General features: G+C 44.3%; 18 protein-coding genes. 12 read left to right on the top strand and 6 right to left on the bottom strand.

Annotation, left to right across the window (positions count from 1 at the left end; all coding sequences use genetic code 11):
* Nucleotides 1–41: 41 nt before the first annotated feature.
* On the top strand, nt 42–821 hold the full coding sequence (locus NSQ29_RS21395; RefSeq protein ID WP_341126024.1) for a GNAT family N-acetyltransferase: 780 nt from the start codon (nt 42–44) through the stop codon (nt 819–821).
* A 66-nt stretch (nt 822–887) separates the two neighbouring features.
* On the opposite strand, the gene NSQ29_RS21390 is transcribed toward NSQ29_RS21395, so the two are convergent.
* Nucleotides 888–1,520 carry a hypothetical protein gene (locus NSQ29_RS21390; RefSeq protein WP_341126023.1) on the bottom strand — a complete coding sequence of 211 codons (633 nt, stop codon included), beginning with the start codon at nt 1,518–1,520 and terminating at the stop codon, nt 888–890.
* Between the two features lie 302 nt (nt 1,521–1,822).
* Between NSQ29_RS21390 and tkt the strand changes: the two genes are divergently transcribed.
* Nucleotides 1,823–3,865, top strand: a complete 2,043-nt coding sequence (tkt, locus tag NSQ29_RS21385) for a transketolase (protein ID WP_341126022.1) — start codon at nt 1,823–1,825, stop codon at nt 3,863–3,865.
* A 33-nt stretch (nt 3,866–3,898) separates the two neighbouring features.
* Nucleotides 3,899–4,216 carry a pyrimidine/purine nucleoside phosphorylase gene (ppnP, locus tag NSQ29_RS21380; RefSeq protein WP_042185578.1) on the top strand — a complete coding sequence of 106 codons (318 nt, stop codon included), beginning with the start codon at nt 3,899–3,901 and terminating at the stop codon, nt 4,214–4,216.
* Nucleotides 4,217–4,395: 179 nt separating this feature from the next.
* On the opposite strand, the gene NSQ29_RS21375 is transcribed toward ppnP, so the two are convergent.
* On the bottom strand, nt 4,396–5,295 hold the full coding sequence (locus NSQ29_RS21375) for an NAD(P)-dependent oxidoreductase (RefSeq protein ID WP_339801228.1): 900 nt from the start codon (nt 5,293–5,295) through the stop codon (nt 4,396–4,398).
* 234 nt (nt 5,296–5,529) lie between these two features.
* On the opposite strand from NSQ29_RS21375, the gene NSQ29_RS21370 reads away from it, so the two are divergent.
* The 3 genes from NSQ29_RS21370 to NSQ29_RS21360 all read left to right on the top strand — a co-directional run bounded on the left by NSQ29_RS21370 (nt 5,530) and on the right by NSQ29_RS21360 (nt 8,235).
* On the top strand, nt 5,530–6,885 hold the full coding sequence (locus NSQ29_RS21370; protein ID WP_042185583.1) for a glucose-6-phosphate isomerase: 1,356 nt from the start codon (nt 5,530–5,532) through the stop codon (nt 6,883–6,885).
* Between the two features lie 131 nt (nt 6,886–7,016).
* Nucleotides 7,017–7,649, top strand: coding sequence for a YigZ family protein (locus NSQ29_RS21365; protein ID WP_042185585.1), 633 nt, complete (start codon nt 7,017–7,019; stop codon nt 7,647–7,649).
* Nucleotides 7,650–7,653: 4 nt separating this feature from the next.
* The gene (locus tag NSQ29_RS21360) at nt 7,654–8,235 is read left to right on the top strand and encodes a TetR/AcrR family transcriptional regulator (RefSeq protein WP_076284085.1); all 582 of its coding nucleotides are present in this window, start codon (nt 7,654–7,656) and stop codon (nt 8,233–8,235) included.
* 141 nt (nt 8,236–8,376) lie between these two features.
* Here the strand turns inward: NSQ29_RS21360 and NSQ29_RS21355 are convergent, their stop codons facing one another.
* The gene (locus NSQ29_RS21355) at nt 8,377–8,778 is read right to left on the bottom strand and encodes a secondary thiamine-phosphate synthase enzyme YjbQ (protein WP_339269321.1); all 402 of its coding nucleotides are present in this window, start codon (nt 8,776–8,778) and stop codon (nt 8,377–8,379) included.
* A gap of 206 nt (nt 8,779–8,984) precedes the next feature.
* On the opposite strand from NSQ29_RS21355, the gene cysT reads away from it, so the two are divergent.
* The 5 genes from cysT to NSQ29_RS21330 all read left to right on the top strand — a co-directional run bounded on the left by cysT (nt 8,985) and on the right by NSQ29_RS21330 (nt 14,051).
* Nucleotides 8,985–9,800 (top strand): sulfate ABC transporter permease subunit CysT, encoded by an 816-nt coding sequence (gene cysT / locus NSQ29_RS21350; protein WP_042185592.1) that lies wholly within the window; start codon nt 8,985–8,987, stop codon nt 9,798–9,800.
* Entirely contained in the window at nt 9,797–10,594 is a 798-nt protein-coding gene (locus tag NSQ29_RS21345) for a sulfate ABC transporter permease subunit (RefSeq protein ID WP_341126021.1), read from the top strand. Before cysT ends, NSQ29_RS21345 begins: the two co-directional genes overlap by 4 nt.
* Nucleotide 10,595: 1 nt before the next feature.
* A complete protein-coding gene (locus tag NSQ29_RS21340; protein WP_042124940.1) occupies nt 10,596–11,660 on the top strand; it encodes a sulfate/molybdate ABC transporter ATP-binding protein in 1,065 nt (354 codons plus the stop codon).
* 322 nt (nt 11,661–11,982) lie between these two features.
* Entirely contained in the window at nt 11,983–13,050 is a 1,068-nt protein-coding gene (locus NSQ29_RS21335) for a sulfate ABC transporter substrate-binding protein (RefSeq protein WP_341126020.1), read from the top strand.
* A gap of 209 nt (nt 13,051–13,259) precedes the next feature.
* Nucleotides 13,260–14,051 carry an MBL fold metallo-hydrolase gene (locus tag NSQ29_RS21330; RefSeq protein WP_341126019.1) on the top strand — a complete coding sequence of 264 codons (792 nt, stop codon included), beginning with the start codon at nt 13,260–13,262 and terminating at the stop codon, nt 14,049–14,051.
* A gap of 29 nt (nt 14,052–14,080) precedes the next feature.
* Here the strand turns inward: NSQ29_RS21330 and NSQ29_RS21325 are convergent, their stop codons facing one another.
* On the bottom strand, nt 14,081–15,298 hold the full coding sequence (locus NSQ29_RS21325) for a sugar efflux transporter (RefSeq protein WP_341126018.1): 1,218 nt from the start codon (nt 15,296–15,298) through the stop codon (nt 14,081–14,083).
* Between the two features lie 319 nt (nt 15,299–15,617).
* Here NSQ29_RS21325 and NSQ29_RS21320 point away from each other — a divergent pair, with 319 nt between their 5' ends.
* Complete coding sequence (locus NSQ29_RS21320; RefSeq protein WP_341126017.1) at nt 15,618–17,378, top strand: ABC transporter ATP-binding protein; 1,761 nt, start codon at nt 15,618–15,620, stop codon at nt 17,376–17,378.
* Between the two features lie 176 nt (nt 17,379–17,554).
* Here NSQ29_RS21320 and NSQ29_RS21315 read toward each other — a convergent pair whose 3' ends face one another.
* Together NSQ29_RS21315 and NSQ29_RS21310 are read right to left on the bottom strand one after the other, a co-directional pair.
* The gene (locus NSQ29_RS21315; protein ID WP_042124947.1) at nt 17,555–18,358 is read right to left on the bottom strand and encodes a Cof-type HAD-IIB family hydrolase; all 804 of its coding nucleotides are present in this window, start codon (nt 18,356–18,358) and stop codon (nt 17,555–17,557) included.
* Between the two features lie 12 nt (nt 18,359–18,370).
* Nucleotides 18,371–19,318, bottom strand: a complete 948-nt coding sequence (locus NSQ29_RS21310; RefSeq protein ID WP_339245680.1) for a DMT family transporter — start codon at nt 19,316–19,318, stop codon at nt 18,371–18,373.
* Between the last annotated feature and the right edge of the window lie 188 nt (nt 19,319–19,506).

Genomic DNA, 19,506 nt, shown 5'->3' with positions numbered 1-19,506 from the left:
ATGTTGAAGTATTGTATCAAACATTGATAGGGGTAGGGGACATGATTCGAGAGTTAACACCAGCGGAAATGAAATCAATCTTGAATTCGATTAATAGGGAACAGCATTTTTTATACTATTCATACCTTACAGCTCGTAAGCATAATTCGGTACACTATGGACATTTTACTGACCAGGGAGAATTGCTCGGCGTATTGGCCTTTTTAAGAGGGCTTCCATTCTATGCTTTTTCCGTATTCCCTGTGGAGAAGTCATTTTGTCTCCGGTCCGTGCTTTCATTTATGAAAGAACAACTGAATTTACCTGATGATGCTGTCGGTAATGTAATCGTGAATGAAGAAGTTATGGCTGTACTCGCTTCACAGCTTGAACTTGTTAGGTCACCCAAAAAACTGCTTCTAATGAAGCATATCCATCAAGAAGCGTTACCGCCGGTGGATACAAGCGTTTTACAATTGGGTCCCCCTTATTTTGAACTCATTGAGTCGAAAATGGCCGATTTAGATACAATGGCGTTCTCAAAAGAAGAATTACAGTATCCGTTCTATGGTGTCATGGAACAACATGAGCTGATTGCGGTAGGTGGATACCATATTTATAGCGAAGATTACGTTGAATTGGGGAACATCGGAACGGATGTAAGATGGAGAAGGCAAGGCTACGGGAAAAAGATCTGTGCCGAGCTCACCCGAGCGGGGGGAAGGGTTACATCTAACGTATATTTGAATGTCCTTGAGGAAAATGTAGGCGCAATTTCTCTATATCAATCCATCGGCTTTGAGCTTATGTGCAAACAGTACATGGTCCAATTTGTTATTTGATGGTTAATGAAAAAGGACTAAGCGGATTTAAATCCGCTTAGTCCTTTTTCACAAGCATAGAACCTTTTATACGACCCCTTCAGTCCGGTCTTCATTCATTCGCATCATTCGTGCGGCAACCGAAGTAGTATGTAATGGTAAAGAGGATGGGCGCGCAGAGGCTCTCTGAGCTCTACGTAAATAATAGGATAGCTTGCCAGTAAAAATCTTATGTGCACAGAGTGAAAGCGCGAAATCTTCCGGTGTAACGAAGCAGGAAGGCTTATTCACAGGCTGAACTGCAGTTTCTTCAAATAAAGAGGCAACGAAATGGGAACAAAAATAAGCATTTTCTCTATCGATTTTAATATTCAGAAGCACACCGATTAATCCTAAAAGATGGTATTTATAACGCTCCTGATTTTGCATCATCCCTTGGACGTGATTGTACATCGTATCGTATTCCTCAGCGCTAACACGCAACTGATAGATGGAACAATTAGCACTGCTATAAAAAGGGTCGATAAAGTTCTCCTGGATTAGTCCTGCCACAAATGGATTGTGCATTTTTTTTCTTCCGAAGCTGTATACCTCCCGCAGTTCATAGTCAAAGGCGATCGAAGCATGATTCAGATCGGCTTTTGTAAACCACTTAATAAAACCACTAAAGGCCGTACCTGTACCGGTAAGCACAATAAAGATGTCCTTATTCGAACTCATGTTCAAAGTTCCTTTCCACTAGGAAATGTTGGGTAATGAATGAAAATTATGCTTAACTAACTCCATCTTACTGTATATTTGAGCATTGTAAAACAATCTTTAGTCGCAATTAAAAACTAGACCATAGACTAGTGCAATTCTGGCTTGTCTCATAGTTCTTGTGTGTATATAAATACGTCGATATTGCAAAAGATAAGCTGTTCAAATAAAGAGTTTTTAAAAACAATTGGAATTGCTTCCACACTAATGATACAATAAGAGTCAAAATGACATTCTTGAGATTTCAGAGGAGGAACTATTAAATGAGTGAACAAGAACAAGCGATTCAAAAGGAAGAAAACTCAACTGTAGATAACCTGTCCATTACAACGATTCGTACTTTGGCGATTGACGCCATTGAAAAAGCAAACTCCGGCCACCCAGGTATGCCAATGGGTTCTGCACCAATGGGTTACCAATTGTTTGCAAAAACAATGAAACACAACCCTGATCATCCAACATGGGTAAACCGTGACCGCTTTGTATTGTCCGCAGGACATGGTTCTATGCTTCTGTACAGCTTGTTGCACCTTAGTGGTTATGATCTTCCTATGGAAGAATTGAAAAATTTCCGTCAATGGGGCAGCTTGACTCCGGGTCACCCAGAAGTAGGTCACACCGCTGGTGTCGATGCAACAACAGGTCCACTTGGACAAGGTATTGGTATGGCTGTTGGTATGGCTATGGCAGAAGCTCAATTGGGAGCTACCTACAACAAAGATGAACATAAAGTGGTTGACCACTATACTTACGCTATTTGTGGTGATGGTGACCTGATGGAAGGGATCTCTTCCGAGTCCGCTTCACTCGCTGGTCATTTGAAACTGGGCAAATTGGTTGTATTGTATGATTCAAATGATATTTCCCTTGATGGTAAATTGAACCTTTCCTTCTCCGAGAACGTGGCTCAACGTTTTGATGCTTATGGTTGGCAAGTACTTCGCGTTGAAGACGGAAATGATCTTCCGGCTATTGCCAAAGCGATTACTGAAGCTCAAGCTGAGACTAGCAAACCGACTTTGATCGAAGTGAAAACTGTAATTGGTTATGGTAGCCCTAACAAACAAGGTAAAGGCGGCCATGGCGGTACTCACGGTTCCCCACTTGGAGCAGAAGAAGCTAAGCTTACCAAAGATTTCTACAAATGGGTATACGAAGAAGATTTCTATGTACCTGACGAAGTGCGTGCTCATTTTGCAGAAGTGAAGAAAAACGGAATCGCAGCTAACAAAGCTTGGGATGACAAATTCGCAGCTTACAAAAAAGCATATCCAGAGCTTGCTGCACAGTTCGAAACAGTAATCAACGGCGATCTTCCAGAAGGCTGGGATGCTAACCTCCCAACTTACACTACTGAAGATAAGGCAGTATCGACTCGTGTAGCTTCCGGTAGTGCGCTTAACGGTCTGACTGCTGGCGTTCCTCAGCTTGTGGGTGGTTCCGCTGACTTGGAAAGTTCCACTATGACACATTTGAATGGTTTGACATCGTTCACACCAGAATCTTATGATGGCCGCAACATCTACTTCGGCGTACGTGAGTTTGGTATGGCTGCTGCAATGAACGGTATTGCACTGCACACGGGTCTTAAAGTATTCGGAGGAACATTCTTCGTGTTCACAGACTACCTGCGTCCAGCCATCCGTTTGGCTTCGATCATGAAATTGCCAGTAACCTATGTACTGACACATGACAGTATTGCAGTTGGTGAAGATGGTCCTACGCATGAACCAATCGAACAATTGGCTTCCCTGCGTATCATCCCAGGTCTGACTGTTATTCGTCCGGCTGATGCTAACGAAACTTCTGCAGCATGGGCTTATGCTATGGAAAACAAAGAGAATCCAGTTGCTTTGGTTCTGACTCGTCAAAACTTGCCAATTCTTGCTGGAACAGTTGATGGCGTTCGTGAAAACATCAAACGTGGTGGTTATGTTGTTTCTGATTCCAAGAATGGCACTCCACAAGCACAACTGATCGCTACAGGTTCTGAGGTACAATTGGCTGTTAAAGCACAAGCTGCTTTGGCTGAAGAAGGTATCGATGTTCGTGTAATCAGCTTGCCAAGCTGGGATCTGTTCGAAAAACAAGATAAAGAATACCGTGATTCCGTAATTCTTCCAGGAGTTAAGGCTCGTCTTGCAATCGAAATGGCACAAACCTTTGGCTGGGAACGTTACACTGGTGACCAAGGCGATATCCTCGGCATCACTACTTTCGGGGCTTCCGCACCTGGAGACAGAGTAATGAAAGAATACGGCTTTACTGTTGAGAACGTAGTTAGCCGTGTGAAAGCACTTCTGTAATTAACTGAATAATCATTAGGGGGAGAACAAGTAATGAGTCAGTTTAACAACGCAACGATTGAAAAAGCAGCCAATGTATATTATGGCGGACAAGTAACAAGCCGTACGGTAATTTTGCAGGATGGAACTAAGGTCACCCTTGGTATCATGTTGCCTGGTGTATATGAATTTGGTACGGATGGTCCTGAAATTATGGAGATTCTGTCCGGCGATCTTAAAGTGCTGCTTCCCGGCACTGAGGTATGGCAGGAGATTAAGGGAGCGGCAACGTTCAATGTCCCTGGCAACTCAAAATTTGCGTTGGAAGTATTTGAAGTAACTGATTATTGCTGTTCTTACCCGGTTCTATAAAGACATAACTAAAGGAAGCTCTGCTGAAAAGCAGGGCTTCCTTTTTTTCTTGCACTACAAAGAATAATTTAGTATTATTATTGCAAACAAGCGTTCGTATTTTTAGATTGGAAATTCGTTAAAAAAGACCGCCTCTCACATTGGAAATCATGTGGAAACGGTCATGAGTAAGTGAAATGTTATTCGGATACAGTAGAACCCATTTTTTGTCCGATCCACTCTTCATAGCATTTCACTACAGCGGAGAGGTCTTCGTCGCCATAGCCTTGGGTAAACCCAGCTTGGAACATGCTTTTAGCTAGTCCCAGCATTGGAGAAGGGACGCCTGTGAAATCGCTGTGGGCGGAGGCTAACTTCAAATCCTTTAACATTAATGCAAGGGAGAACTGATTGCTGAAATCATTTTCTATGATTTTACGGCCTTTAAGCTCTGCTTGTTTGCTACCCGCAGAACCAAGCTGTACTAGTTCAAGGAACTTGTCAGCTGGAACACCTGATTTTACAGCGATAGCGAATCCTTCAGCCAGGGCAACGTTGTGAATGCCGACCATAGCATTATGAGCCAGCTTGGCTACAGCACCACTGCCGTTCTCACCCATATGTATCAGCTTTTTGCCCAAAGTATCGAATATATCGCGATGCTGTTCTATAACTTCAGCACTGCCGCCAACCATGAACACCAAGGTTCCTTCAATAGCTGCCGGCTTGCTTCCGGTCACTGGCGCGTCAAGGAAATGTCCACCTCGTGCTTCTACAGCAGTGGCAATTTCGTGAACTAGTCCTGGAGAAATTGTGCTGGAATCAATAATTAAGCCGCCTGGCTTAAGTGCATCAAGAATACCATCCTGACCATAAAACACTTCACGAACCGAATCATCATTACTGATCATGGTAATAATAACATCCTTACCTTCAGCGGCGGCACGTGGCGTAAGGGCAGTCAGGGCACCTTCTGCTTCAAGAGGTTTACATTTAGCTGCTGTACGGTTGTACACCGTCACCTGAAAGCCGCCACGAAGCAAGTTGGAAGCCATTGGCGCTCCCATTGTTCCAAGTCCGATAAAACCGATTTGTTTCATTTGTATAGCCACCTTCCGTTTTCTTCATTCTATCACGGCACTTAGGCTAGCACCACAGCTCAGCCATGCCTAATGATGCGGGAAACGCTTCCATGAAACTTTCGAAAACTTGGTTCTAAAGCCCGGGATGTGCCCTAAGACCTTGCCAGTCAAGGCAAATTAAAGTATCCTAATTATAAAGTTGTAACAAGCGGTTTCAAATTTAAAGAGATAAACAGGAGGTTTCCATTACCGATGTCTAAGAAGATTAATTTTGACTACACCAAAGCCCTTACTTTCTTCAACCAACAAGAAATTGACAACCTTGCCGCTCCAGTTAAGTTAGCGCACGAACAGTTGCATAATAAGACTGGTGTAGGTTCCGACTATCTTGGATGGATTGATCTTCCATCAGCTTATGATAAGGAAGAATTCGCACGCATTCAGCAAGCCGCAAAGAAGATCCAGAGTGATTCCGAAGTACTGATTGTAATTGGTATTGGTGGTTCTTATCTGGGAGCACGCGCAGCGATTGAAGCGCTCTCGCATTCTTTTTACAATAACCTTTCTAAAGATAAGCGCAAAACTCCAGAAGTTTATTTCGCTGGTAATAACATCAGTTCTACATACATCACGCATTTGCTTGATTTAGTAGAAGGCAAAGACTTCTCCGTGAACGTAATCTCCAAATCAGGAACTACGACTGAGCCAGCCATTGCTTTCCGCATTTTCCGCGCAGCTCTGGAGAAGAAATATGGTAAGGAAGAAGCTCGCAAACGTATTTACGCTACTACAGACAAGGAAAAAGGTGCCCTTAAGAAATTGGCTACCGAAGAAGGTTATGAATCCTTCATCATTCCAGACGATGTAGGCGGACGTTACTCCGTATTGACACCTGTAGGCTTGCTTCCAATCGCTGTAGCAGGTATTAACATTGAAGAGATGATGCAAGGTGCAGCTGCCGCTGCGGATGAGTTCAATAATCCAGATGTAGCTACTAACCAAGCTTATCAATATGCTGCAGTTCGTAATGCTCTGTATCGCAAAGGTAAGACAACTGAAATCCTCGTTAACTATGAGCCTTCCTTACACTTTGTATCGGAGTGGTGGAAACAATTGTTTGGCGAGAGCGAAGGTAAGGATTTCAAAGGGATTTATCCTTCTTCCGTTGATTTCTCTACGGATCTACACTCCATGGGTCAATTTATCCAAGAAGGTAACCGTAATATCTTTGAAACGGTAATCCAAGTAGATCAAGTGGCTCATCATGTGACCATTGAGAATGATCCAGATGATCTGGATGGCTTGAACTTCTTAACAGGAAAGACTATGGATTTCGTAAATAAGAAGGCTTTCCAAGGTACTATGCTTGCGCATACAGATGGTCAAGTACCTAACCTTATCGTTACTATTCCTGATCAAACACCATACACATTTGGTTATTTGGTTTACTTCTTTGAAAAAGCTTGCGGCATCAGCGGTTACCTGCTCGGTGTTAACCCATTCGACCAACCAGGCGTTGAAGCATACAAGAAGAATATGTTTGCGCTGCTTGGCAAACCGGGTTACGAAAAAGAAAAGGCAGAGCTGGAAGCAAGACTTACAGAATAGTATTGCAGCAGTAATTTAGAGACCATTCATACTAGTGTAAGTCACCAGGAGCAGTCCATAGGTAATCCAATACCGGGGCTGCTCCTGACATTATATGAAGACATCATATGTATATAAGGACTGGAATAATTATGTTAGAACATTATCGAACGGTGCGCTCTTCCGGTTCTAAGGAAGTCGTAATCCGCAAATCTCGCTTCATTGGTCATGTTATGCCAGTTGAGAATGAAGAAGAAGCATTGTTGTTTATCGAAGACATCAAGAAGAAACATCGGGACGCAACGCATAACTGTTCTGCTTATGTGATTGGGGAGAGAGACGAAATCCAGAGGCAATCGGACGACGGGGAGCCGAGTGGAACAGCCGGCAAACCGATTTTGGAAGTAATTCGCAACCAGGGAGTTAAAAATGTCGCAATTGTTGTTACCCGTTATTTCGGAGGCATTATGCTGGGTGCCGGAGGGCTAATTAGAGCTTATACGGATGGGGCAGTGCTTGCGCTTGAAGCAGGAGAAGTAATCACCCGTGTGCTAAGACGAGAGGTATTCGTAGAAATTGATTACACTTGGCTAGGCAAGGTTGAGAACGAACTTCGGGGAAGAGGTATTCAGACCGGCGAGACTTTGTTCACCGATAAAGTAACGTTGTTATGCTTACCGCGAAATGACGAGGGAGACGCATTTATGGCATGGATAACAGATCTAACCCAAGGGCAAGCCTTGGTAACAGAAGGGCGGCGGATTTACTACAGCGAAGGGGATTAGGTATATGGCAAGGAGAGCAGTGGAGCAGGAGTTGTCGAGGGAAAGAATATTAGAGGCCGCTAGGCATCTGTTTATTACCAAAGGGTATCGAGCGATTTCAATGCGAAGCATCGGTCAGCATTTGGGATACAGCCACGGCTCTCTCTATTATCATTTCAAAGAGAAGGCGGAATTGTTCTACGCCATTGTTGTCGAAGATTTTAATCATGTGGCTACTTTGCTTGGTCAAGTAATGAATAAGCCACCTGAAGAGGGTATGACTCGAGTAGAGCAGCTAATTATGGAGTTTATAAGGTTTGGAATAGATCATCCTTATCAGTATGAAATTATGTTCATGATTCGTGATGAAGAGCTGCTGGCTTATTGTAGGGCAGAGCAGGGACGATGTTTTGATTTATTCTCAAGTATTGTACGCCGTCATATGAAGGAAGAGGGATATGTATCCGAGGATTGGCAGAACGTGCCGCTAACCTTGTTCTTATCCGCTCACGGATTTATATCTTATTATATCCAAGATAAAGTATCATTTGAGGATGTAAAAGAGGCAGCATCAGCTCATATCAAGGTTTTATGTCGCAGCCTTTAACATGCTGTTTTTTTTATAAGTTCACACTTTAAAGCTGTGCATTGGTATAACGCTACTTCTCTGCTTGGTCAAAGTAATATTTAATTCTAGTTATATTTTAATGGCCGCTCCGTAGCAATAACGGAAGCGGCCATTCATCGTTTATCCCTCAATAATTTTTAAGAAACATTGTCTACGTCTAGGTCCATCAAACTCACAAAAATAAATACCCTGCCAACGTCCAAGTAATAGTTCGCCATCATGGATGATTATGCTCTGGGAAGGTCCGGATGTAATAGACTTAAGGTGGGAGGCAGTATTGCCTTCAGCATGTCGATACTTCGGGTGCTCCCAAGGGTAGACTTCATCCAAACGCATCAGAACATCATGCCTCACATCAGGATCTGCATTCTCATTGATTGCAATTCCTGCGGTGGTATGTGGACAATAAACTACGACCACCCCGCTACGCACCCCGCTTTTTTTCACAAAAGAAATGACTTCACGAGTAATATCCCGTAATTCATCCCGTTTCGTCGTAGTAATCTCCAGTGTATGCAGCATAATCATTCCCCTTCCTGTGATGTGCCACTTTTTCCTAACCTTTGTTATATATATTTTACCCCAAATTCACTTGAAAGTAATTGACGACAACGAGAAGGATTTGGTAAAGTAGTAATAATATAAAACCAAGTATATAAATAGGAATAATTAATGGAGATGTTGGTTAGTATACCGACCGGTTATCCGGAGGTGGGAGGGCAAAATCATTGAATTCGCTGCTTAGACACAAAGGTTGGACTTGGGGTTTCCGAACTACAATTTTGCTCTATTTTGTAGTATTGATCGTGCTGCCTATACTTGGGGTCTATTACAACTCTTTTTCACTGGGTTTCGGTAATTTTGTGGAAAGCATAAGCGACCCGATTGCCTGGAAGTCGGTGCTGTTAACCTTAAAGCTGGCGATTATCGCTACTTTAATTAATGTCTTTTTAGGAACAATGATTGCCTGGGTTCTTATTCGCTATCAATTCATTGGTAAAGCATTGCTTAATAGTCTTGTGGATTTACCATTTGCACTGCCGACGGCAGTTGGCGGTTTGATGATTTTGCTCTTGCTCGGACCTGGTAGTCTTATCGGCAAGGCTGCAGAAGCGCTTGGTTTTGAAATTGTTTTTCATCAACCGGCAATCGTAATTGCTATGGTCTTCGTAACCTTTCCCTTCGTGATTCGAGCGGTTCAGCCCTTGCTGGAGGAACTTGATCCTTCCGAAGAGGAAGCGGCATATACAATGGGTGCCAAGGGAACTAGAGTCTTCTGGCATGTTATTCTCCCCTCTATGGCTCCTGGGATGATCAGCGGTGGAATGCTTGCTTTCTCGCGGGCACTTGCTGAATTCGGCGCTGTAGTCCTCGTAGCAGGCAATATTCCAGGTCGTACACTCGTATCTTCTGTTTTTATTTTTGGTGAAGTTGAAAGTGATAATCCGGTTTCCGCAGCAGCGGTTTCTGTCATTCTCTTGACCTTATCTTTTCTCATTCTTTGGCTCATTAATATGCTGCAGATGCGGGGGAGACGCTCATGAGAAAATTGTGGATCGGACTCACCTACTTGGTGTTTTTTCTGCTAATCGCTGCGCCGCTAGGGAAAATGGCTATAGGTGCTTTTAGTGAAGGACTTGGTGGTTTCTGGGATGCTCTGACTAGGCCTGAAGCGCTGCATGCGCTTATGATGACTGGGCTTGTTGTGATCGTAGTTACGTTATTAAATACGTTGTTCGGAATTATGATGGCGCTGTATCTTGTTCGAGCGAACTGGATAAATAGACGTCTAAAGGGCTTGCTTAACAGTATTGTTGATTTGCCTTATGCTGTGTCCCCTGTTATTGGCGGGCTGATGATTGTCCTGCTGCTGGGTCCGGATAGCGCCTTGGGTGCGATTTTTGAAGGGATTGGGCTGAAGATCGTCTATGCGATTCCCGGAATGATCATTGCCACCTTGTTCGTAACCTTTCCTTTAATGGTGCGTGAGGTAATGCCGGTGCTTCAGGAGATTGGTTCACAGCAGGAGGAAGCTGCTTCTACACTGGGCGCTCGTGGCTGGACAATTTTTTGGAAGGTGACTTGGCCTTCGATTCGTTGGGCGGTTGTGTATGGGGTCATCCTTACGGTGGCTCGTTCACTAGGTGAGTTCGGGGCGGTGCTCGTGGTCTCGGGTAACATTATGAACAAAACCCAGACGGCGACGACGCTAGTCTATCAGGATGTTGAGAATTTTAATGTAACGGCTGCTGGAGGAATAGCGCTAGTTCTGGCTGCATTTTCCGCAGGTCTACTGTTGTTGATGGAATGGACCAAGAGAAGAAAGGAAGTGCAGTAATATGCATGTTGAAGTGCGGGGATTAAATAAGCATTTTGGAGATTTTCATGCGGTCAAGGACGTCAATTTCACCATTACAAAAGGTCATCTGATCGGACTGCTCGGCCCGAGTGGTGGCGGTAAAACTTCGATTCTTCGTATGCTCGCAGGGCTGGAGACACCGGATAATGGCGAGATCATTTTTCATGGTCAGACAGTTAACAATCTTCCTCCTCAAGAGCGTGGGATCGGCTTCGTTTTTCAGAACTATGCATTATTTAAGCATATGACTGTTTTTGATAATATTGCTTTTGGATTAAAAGTTAAGAAGGCCAGCAAAACTGCCATTCGTGACCGTGTTATGGAACTGGTGGAGCTTACGGGATTAAAAGGCTTCGAGAAGCGTTATCCGCATCAGCTATCTGGTGGACAACGTCAACGTGTAGCCTTTGCCCGTGCACTTGCGCCTGAACCACAGCTATTACTCTTAGATGAGCCGTTCGCAGCTATTGATGCGAAGATCCGTCAGGAGCTGCGCGCTTGGCTACGTGAGCTGATTGAGCGTGTTGGCATCACTTCCATCTTCGTAACACATGACCAAGACGAAGCGATTGAAGTCGCGGACGAGATTATGATCATCAACCAAGGGCAGTTGGAACAAAAGGGTACACCTTGGGATATTTATAAGGAGCCTAAAACACCATTTGTGGCAACTTTTATCGGGGAGTCGACACTGATTGAAGATGCTTCTGAGGTGAAGGGCTTTAAAGGCGCTGGTGACGGTAAGCCTACCAAAGCACTAATTCGTCCTGAGTATATTGAAGTTGGTAACCTGCATGAGTTCAAGATGGCTTCAGCTACGGAAAAAGGCGTCGTAAAGCATCTGCATTTCCGTGGAAGTGAATGGCTCGTTGAGGTTGAAGTTAATGGTCATAAGCTGGTCACTTACCGTTCTTTGGAGAAAGAAACATTGCAGCCGGGACAGGATATCTCAGTCCTTGTGCACCGCGCTTACCTGTTTAATGATGAGCGAAGCTGGATCCAGGAGAACAACCTGAAAGAAGATCCGATGCCGATATTTATTTAATATAAAATAAATAATATGATTTTCAATTTTTTTTTTGAAGAGTAGCGAATGTGATGAGCTAGGATTAGAGGAACTGAAGTATTGGTATAGAGTAATGGAGTGGAAGTTTGGAACTGTAGGAGTTGTAGCGACCGCCTTTATGCTCTAATTTCAACCGTAATACGGTTCCAATCAAGAAATTAGAGCATAACAGCGGCCGAAAGTCCAAACATTCCGCGTAATTACGGCAAATACCGAACTTTGTTACTTGAATTTTTAGTTCAGCCATAGAGCTACTTTCAAGGAAACATTAAAATCATTACCTCGAAGGATGTGGGCCGCAATGAATTTCAAAAGGAGCAGACAACTGCACGGATGTTTTGCTGCCCTAATGCTGGCCATACTCACGCTGGCGGCAGTCGGTTGCGGGAATGAGAAGGCGATTACGACGATGGCAGATCCTTCGAAGCAAGGGGATGTTACGCTAGTCGTTGGCGCATACAGTGTGGCTAAGGATGCGATGGAAGATATTTTGCCGTTATTTGCAGCGCAGTGGAAAGCGGATACTGGACAGGAGATTAGTTTTCAGCAGTCCTATGAAGCTTCCGGAACACAGGCACGTGCAATCGTAGGTGGGTTCGAAGCAGATGTTACACTGCTAGCCATGGAAGGTGATGTCGAGAAGCTGGTTAAGGCTGGACTCGTAGCGCCAACGTGGAAAGAGCAGGGTGAACAAGGCATGGTGACACGTTCGGTAGTCGCACTTGGTACCCGTGAGGGAAACCCCAAAGGAATTCACGATTTTGCGGACTTAGCCAAGCCAGGGATTAAAGTGTTATACCCAAATCCCAAAACATCCGGTGGTGCGCAGTGGGATATTAACGCGATCTATGGGGCTGGTCTGAAGCTGTCAGAGGAGCAAGAGGGCGTTAAGGATCCAGCAGCAGCGAAAGCTTTTTTAGAAAGTGTACATGCCAATGTGGAGTCTTTGGATAAGAGCGGACGTGCATCTATGGCTGCCTTCGAGTATGGAGTGGGTGATGTCATTGTCACCTATGAGAATGAACTGCTGGCCCGGATTGCTCAGGGTGTTAAATATGAAGTCATTATTCCTAGAAATACAATGCTGATTGAGAACCCGGCGGCTGTTGTAGAGAAGTATGCGGATAAGCATGGGACACGCACGGCAGCAGAAGCATTAGTTGATTTCTTGATGACCCCACAGGCACAAGAGATCTTTGCAAAATATGGCTTTCGTCCCGTAGATAAACAGGTCTATGCGGAGAACAAAAGCCGCTACCCCGATCCAGCGGGTCTCTTCGATATTAATTATTTAGGGGGCTGGGATGAGGTGCGAAGCACGCTTTATTCCAAGCGGGGAATTTGGTATCAGGTACTTGCCGGAATATAGGTAGAGGTGTAAAAATAGAGTCATCCTAGCAGGGCAACTGCTTAAGGGATGACTTTTTTGACGAAAGTATATATTTGGGGCCCCCGCAAAGTACCTGGGTACGCATCGAAGCAAAGCTTCACTTTGTGGGGATATTTTGGTGAGCATCTTTAAGATAGACATATGATAATTTAAGACTTCCTTGATGGGAACTGAAGGAGAGATAGATTATGGATACGTTGGTGTTTTTGGGTACTGGGGATGCCATGGGTGTTCCACGGATATATTGCAGCTGCGAGACCTGCACAGAAGCAAGGGAGCATGGGAGCAATGCAAGGCTGCGTTCCTCTGTACTTATAGATAATGGCAGTGACTTTCTAGTGATTGATTGTGGGCCAGATTGGCGACGTCAGATGGAGGCGCAGGGAGTTCGGAATATGCGAAGACTGCTGGTGACGCATGCTCATTTTGATCATATTGGTGGGCTACCGGAATGGGCAGATGCTTGTCGATGGACGGGCATTAAGGGTGAACTTTATACTCCAGCAGAAGTTATTCCTATTATCGAACGGCAATACCCTTGGCTGCGAAATCACATCGAGATGATTCCCTGTGATGAAGGGATAGAACTGGACGGCTGGAAGATAGATACCTGGAAAGTAAACCATGGTAAGAATGGATATTCGTACGCCTTTCGGCTAGAGAAGGAGGGTTATACATGGGTGTATTGTCCTGATTCCATATCTCTTGGGGCTGAGGAGACACGCCTGATGCATGGGGCGGACTTGCTGGTCCTTGGTACAAGCTTCTATTACGAAGCGGCGGAGCTATCCACCCGCTCTGTGTACGACATGACGGAGGCAGCGGAGCTACTGCAAATCGTGAAGCCTAAAAAGGCAGTGTATACCCATATGTCGCATGATGTGGATATGAGAGAAGCATATATTTTACCGGAGAACGTTACTCTAGCCCAGACAGGTATGAGAATTCCAATATACAAAAAACCATTCTCTTCACTTTAGAAGAGAATGGGCAAGTAGAAATAAACGGATTAAACAGTTAATTGTTCTGGTTCATTTAAAGGGTGACGTCCGCTTACCGCGAGCATGACTAAGGAAACAATGATGAGTATAAAACAGAGCACAAATGAATACCGGTAACCTACAATACTGGCTAAGCCCCCGCCAACAAGACTCCCAATCAGTCTACCGATCGTGGATGAATTAGAATAAAGCGTGGAAGCATACCCAGGCATGTTTGGAAGCAGATCCTGGATGTAGCTAATGCCAATCGCTGAAATCACAGCAACGAAAACGGCTAGTAGAACTTGGGCTGCAAGCATCTGCCACATCGCGCCTGAGAAAATGACAACGAGATAATATGCTCCTCCTAAAATGGCCCCGCACATCATCAAGGCTCGGTTACTGTACTTCGCACTGAGTAGACCGAGCATAATCATAAATGGAATTTCCAGCGCAGCACATATACTGCTGACTAGACCGACATCACTTGTCGATCCCCCTAGATTGTTTGTAATAAAGAGGGCCGTATTGATGCTGCTCGTCCAGTGAGCTACATACATGAGTATCAGAATCAGAAAAGGAAGCAGAATATTGCGGTTCTGACTGAGCCGGAAAGTTTTCACTTTTACTTCAGCCTTGTTGCTGCTCAGCTCTGTGTCTGTATTTGATTTGAGAAAGAAGAAAACGAGTAAGGCAACAAGCAGGAATACTCCGATCGTACCCGTGAAAATCCCCTTAAACCCAACAGCAGCGATTAGCAGCGTGCCGATTAAAGGACCTGTAATAAAGCCGAGAGAGAAAGCAGAACGCAAGGTAGAATTAGCAAACGCAGTATCCGTAAAATTGCTCTTATTCACTGCTTCTCTAGCAATGGCGAACAATTGTGGCATCCCTGGTACACCGAGGGCGGTGAACACAATCATGTAGATGAACAAGATCGTGAAATCCTGAATGAGCAAGTACCCGCTATAAGCCAGCGCATTACAGAGTGTGGCAACAAGGTAAATGTTTTTTCGATTTAAGCCGAGGTCAGAGCGTCTCCCGATTAGTGTACTGATCCATATTCCGGCAATTAACGTGGTGGCTAGAAAAACACCAAACAATCCGACAGATACGCCAAGCTGTTCCGTGAAATAAATGGATAAGAAGGGTGAACTGAGTGAAATCCCCATTCCCTGAAGTAGCATACATAAAAAGAGTAAGGTATAAGAGGGAATTGAAAATAATGCAGTAAGTCTTTTGATCATGTTGTGAAGTTACTCCTCTATTATTGTTAAGATAGTCAAACTGGTTCTAGTATACATGAAAAAGACAGTAACAATATATATGCGGTTTGGCTAAGGGGAATCACTCGTGTGAATCTCAGACTGTTGATGTCCCTTTTGTGATATCTATTGCATTCGGTATTCAGAATCATGTTTATACTTTATAATCAGAAAGTATTGCCGTCTTATATTTACATATATAGAATAATTATCAACGAAAGGAAGGGAATAAGTAGCTAATAGGGGAGAGGGTTGATTTTTTTTGAAGCAGAAAGGTGTTTTCTCAAGATTAAGTACATACATGTTAAGGCACAAGCTCTTATATACGGTTTTATTGTTTACGACTTTATTTGGGATTGTTCTGGATTTAACGATTGCTTGGCTGCTCTCAGTAATTACGGATGCGGCGGTTAGACTTGATGTGAAAGCTTTTAAAGGGCTGGTTATATTCGGATTAATCTACTTATTAGTGAGTGCAATCAACGGTTTTTTCGATCGCTATCTCAAAAATAAAATCTCAGCCAAGATCAGAAACGAACTGCGGCTAGATATGATGCGACATGCTTTAGCTCTTCCTCAGTCTTATTTTGACCGTAATCACTCCGGAGATTTGTTGTCCCGTTTTACTAATGATAATCAATCTGTGGGTAATGCTACCGGCGAGGTAATGATTGATTTAATCCGTAACCCTTTGCTTGCTCTTGCGGCTTTTGGTTATTTGCTCTATATTAACTGGCTACTGGCATTGATCTGTTTTGCAATGGGGCCTTTGATGTTCCTTACGGGAAAAATCTTCGGTTCAGCGATGCGTGAGAACAGTGTGAAGATTCAGACTAATATGAGCAAGATTACTTCCTTTTTACATGACATTCTAGGCAGTAGTATGGTGTTTAAATCCTTTAGCATTGAACGCAGACTAATGAAGCAGTATCAGGAACATAGTGAGAATATCACTTCCGAAGAATTAAAACGGGGAAGAATTGAGGGAGCTACTGGCTCATTCTCCTCTTTTTTGGGAAACTTTACGTTTCTTCTGGCGCTGGTCGTGGCTGGTTATTTTGTGGCAAAAGGATCACTTGAGGTCGGTGCGATGATTGCTTTCATCCAGCTCATGAATTATTTAGTGATGCCGTTCTCGGCATTGCCAGGACTGATCAATTCGATGCAGCAATCACTTGGGGCGGCGGGACGGATCTTTGAAGTGTTGGATAGCCCTGTAGAAGTGGAGGCTTTACCCGAAGCAGCTACGAAACAGCCTGAATTTGAGCGTATGGTCATGTCCTCGGTATCCTTCTCTTATCCGGGAGCGGAGAGACGTAGTTTGAACAAAATCAGCTTAGAGCTTCACAAAGGGGCTCAAATGGCAATTGTGGGACCGAGCGGTGGAGGGAAATCTACACTTTTTAAGGTACTCCTTGGGTTGTATGAACCTGATGAGGGTGAAGTGTTTATAAATAATGAGAAGACAAGCGAGATGAGTTTAGCTAAACTTAGGAGTCACTTCTCTTATGTGCCGCAAGAGTCAGGGCTTTATACAGGAAGTATCCGTGATAATATCCGAAATGGAAATCCAGATGCAGATGAGCATGAAATTTTGGAAGCTTTGCGACAAGCGAACGCTTATGATTTTGTAATGGAGTTGCCGGAGGGCCTCGATACAGATATCGGTGAGGAAGGTTCACGCCTGTCCGGTGGACAACGCCAGCGACTATCGATTGCGAGAGCGATTCTTAGGAACTCTCCAATTTTGTTGCTGGATGAAGCTACTGCTGCGCTTGATAATGAATCGGAGAAGCTGGTGCAGCAAGCGATTCGTAAATTAATGGGAGACAAAACCACACTCGTTATCGCTCACCGTCTATCAACGATTCAGAACGCTGATGTCATTCTAGTGATGGAGAACAGTGAAATTGTGGAGAGTGGTACCCACGAGGAGCTACTTGCAGCAGAAGGAAGATATCATGATTTGTACTATTCTCAGCTGGAAGAGGAAGAGGCTGGGGAGGGTGAGCAAGAGGCATTAGAGTTTGCATCTACAGGAATACCGAGCTTGCTGAAATAACAAAAGGGTGTTGCAACGTCATAAAATATGGCGTAGCAACACCCTTTTGAACTTTAAAACATTCTAAAAAGGGAAAAGTGACGGAGGGGAAGTCCAAACATTCCCCGTAGTCACGCACTTACCTTAATAGAAAAATCTTAAGTTTAACGTATATAAAACTATTAAGTTCAGCCGATTTAGTTTACTTTATTGAGAATGAATTTATCAATCGCGTATTTTACGCCATCTTCATTGTTGCTCAGGGTTACGAAATCAGCAATTTCTTTCAGCGCAGGAATAGCGTTCGCCATAGCAACGCCCAGACCGGCAGCTTCCAGCATCTCATGGTCGTTCCAAGAGTCACCCATAGCCATAGTCTCGGAGAGATCACAACCAAAATGATTGGCTAGGAATTCAAGCGCAATTCCCTTGGTTCCTTCATGATGCATGATTTCTAGGAATTGTGGTTTAGATTTGGTAATATGCACGGAATCGCCGAGCAATTCACGTAGAATTGGAGCCAGCTCATCCAAGAATGCAGGATCATCGATAATCAGCATTTTTGGTGTTTTTTGTGGGACAAGCTTCTCCCAATCTGGTTCAATATAATATGGCGTTTTGTTCAGGTCTGTATAATCTTTGATCTTCTGGTTGTCTTCACGGGCATACAGCTTGTCGTCAATGTAAGTTTGCAAATGCAGATTATGCTCCACACAGTAAGTGAACAGCTTGTGTACCGCATCTTGTGGTACGTAACGCTCATATAGTACCTTTTCATCGAGCAAGTTCTTAACGAGTGCGCCTTGGTAAGTGATGATTGGCACGTTAAGTCCAGTTTGACGGGCAATGGCTTGTGCAGAAGCATAAGCTCGGCCTGTAGCAAGGGTTACAACAACGCCAGCGGCTACAGCCTCTTCAAGCGCAGTCTGTGTAGCGGGTGTTACTTCCTTATCATCGTTAATTAGAGTGTCATCAATATCAATCGCGATCAATTTGTACATTTGTCTCTCTCCTTATCTCTTTCTAAATAAATGTAATTTGGAAAAATAATTCTTTTTATGTTGATTCTGACCCGGTTCCGGACTCAGCTCTGCCATAAGCATAGCTCCCAGAATACAACCACAACCGAGCAGAGCGGACATACCAAGCGTTTCTCCGCCAAAGACTAGGCCTGTCAGAACAGCGAATACAGGTTCTGTGGCATAAATAATGGCTACCCGGGAAGGCGTAGTGTACTTCTGGCAGGCGGTTTGAATCCAGAAAGCAAAAGCGCTGGTAGGACCAATAGAGATTAAAAGTGCCCAGAGAACGTCCGGGTCCTTGATAAGCTCTGCGCTGTGTGCCAGCGGTGCAGCTCCTTCAAAGATAAGCGAAGCGACAATGCTCAACAGTCCAACGAAGGCGAGCTGCAAGGTTGCCAGCGGCAACGCCGGATAATGAGGTGCATAAACGCCAGTATATGCGACTTGTAGCGCAAAAGCTATGGCGCAGAGCAAGATCAAAGCATCGCCTTTATTCAGGGACAAAGCAGAGCCGGTGAAGGTTAGCAGATAAAGACCTACTGCGGCAAGCGCCGCGCTGAACCAAGTGTAACGTGAAATGGCATGCTTTAGTAGCGCCAGAGAGAGAAACGGAACCAATACGACCGATAGACCGGTAATAAACCCGGTATTGGAGGTGGTTGTATATAGAAGTCCCATGGTCTGGAAGCCATAGCCCATAAACAAAAAAAGGCCTAGCAGCAGAGAATCACGTACCATGCGGAAACTTAGCTGTTTCCACTCCTTGCGGTAAAAAATAAAAGTGATTAGAGCCAGTAACAGGGCAGCACCTGTAAAGCGGATGCTGTTAAACGCGAGTGGAGGGAGCACTTTGACAGCATTTTGAACAATCAGAAAGGTGCATCCCCACATCATCGCCACAAGTAGCAGGCTGAAATCGGCCATACGGGAACGCTTCACTTCTTAGGTCATCCTCTCTTCGGCAAATGCCGTCCTTGTAAGAACGACAAGGTCAAGTTGTCCAAATTGTATCGTATATTCATGGGGAGGACAAGATAGGAATCGCTCAAAGGCTTATATTTAAAGGGATTTAAGGGATTAGGCTAGACAAAAAAACAGGGTCTTGATATACTTCGATAACCGCACAT

The sequence above is a fragment of the Paenibacillus sp. FSL F4-0236 genome (assembly GCF_038000135.1).
Lineage (GTDB): Bacteria > Bacillota > Bacilli > Paenibacillales > Paenibacillaceae > Paenibacillus_AQ.
The sequence above is the reverse complement of the archived record's forward strand: the minus strand, read 5'-3'. Positions and strand labels throughout refer to the sequence as shown.

What these genes read in the sequence shown, in the direction of transcription:
- NSQ29_RS21345 (WP_341126021.1), top strand. Translation starts at nt 9,797, where the DNA reads ATGAGAAAATTGTGGATCGGACTCACCTACTTGGTGTTTTTTCTGCTA.
- NSQ29_RS21315 (WP_042124947.1), bottom strand. Translation starts at nt 18,358, where the DNA reads ATGTACAAATTGATCGCGATTGATATTGATGACACTCTAATTAACGAT.
- NSQ29_RS21360 (WP_076284085.1), top strand. Translation starts at nt 7,654, where the DNA reads ATGGCAAGGAGAGCAGTGGAGCAGGAGTTGTCGAGGGAAAGAATATTA.
- NSQ29_RS21325 (WP_341126018.1), bottom strand. Translation starts at nt 15,298, where the DNA reads ATGATCAAAAGACTTACTGCATTATTTTCAATTCCCTCTTATACCTTA.
- ppnP (WP_042185578.1), top strand. Translation starts at nt 3,899, where the DNA reads ATGAGTCAGTTTAACAACGCAACGATTGAAAAAGCAGCCAATGTATAT.
- NSQ29_RS21335 (WP_341126020.1), top strand. Translation starts at nt 11,983, where the DNA reads ATGAATTTCAAAAGGAGCAGACAACTGCACGGATGTTTTGCTGCCCTA.
- NSQ29_RS21395 (WP_341126024.1), top strand. Translation starts at nt 42, where the DNA reads ATGATTCGAGAGTTAACACCAGCGGAAATGAAATCAATCTTGAATTCG.
- NSQ29_RS21330 (WP_341126019.1), top strand. Translation starts at nt 13,260, where the DNA reads ATGGATACGTTGGTGTTTTTGGGTACTGGGGATGCCATGGGTGTTCCA.
- NSQ29_RS21355 (WP_339269321.1), bottom strand. Translation starts at nt 8,778, where the DNA reads ATGCTGCATACACTGGAGATTACTACGACGAAACGGGATGAATTACGG.
- tkt (WP_341126022.1), top strand. Translation starts at nt 1,823, where the DNA reads ATGAGTGAACAAGAACAAGCGATTCAAAAGGAAGAAAACTCAACTGTA.
- NSQ29_RS21390 (WP_341126023.1), bottom strand. Translation starts at nt 1,520, where the DNA reads ATGAGTTCGAATAAGGACATCTTTATTGTGCTTACCGGTACAGGTACG.
- NSQ29_RS21365 (WP_042185585.1), top strand. Translation starts at nt 7,017, where the DNA reads ATGTTAGAACATTATCGAACGGTGCGCTCTTCCGGTTCTAAGGAAGTC.
- NSQ29_RS21340 (WP_042124940.1), top strand. Translation starts at nt 10,596, where the DNA reads ATGCATGTTGAAGTGCGGGGATTAAATAAGCATTTTGGAGATTTTCAT.
- NSQ29_RS21375 (WP_339801228.1), bottom strand. Translation starts at nt 5,295, where the DNA reads ATGAAACAAATCGGTTTTATCGGACTTGGAACAATGGGAGCGCCAATG.
- NSQ29_RS21370 (WP_042185583.1), top strand. Translation starts at nt 5,530, where the DNA reads ATGTCTAAGAAGATTAATTTTGACTACACCAAAGCCCTTACTTTCTTC.
- NSQ29_RS21320 (WP_341126017.1), top strand. Translation starts at nt 15,618, where the DNA reads ATGTTAAGGCACAAGCTCTTATATACGGTTTTATTGTTTACGACTTTA.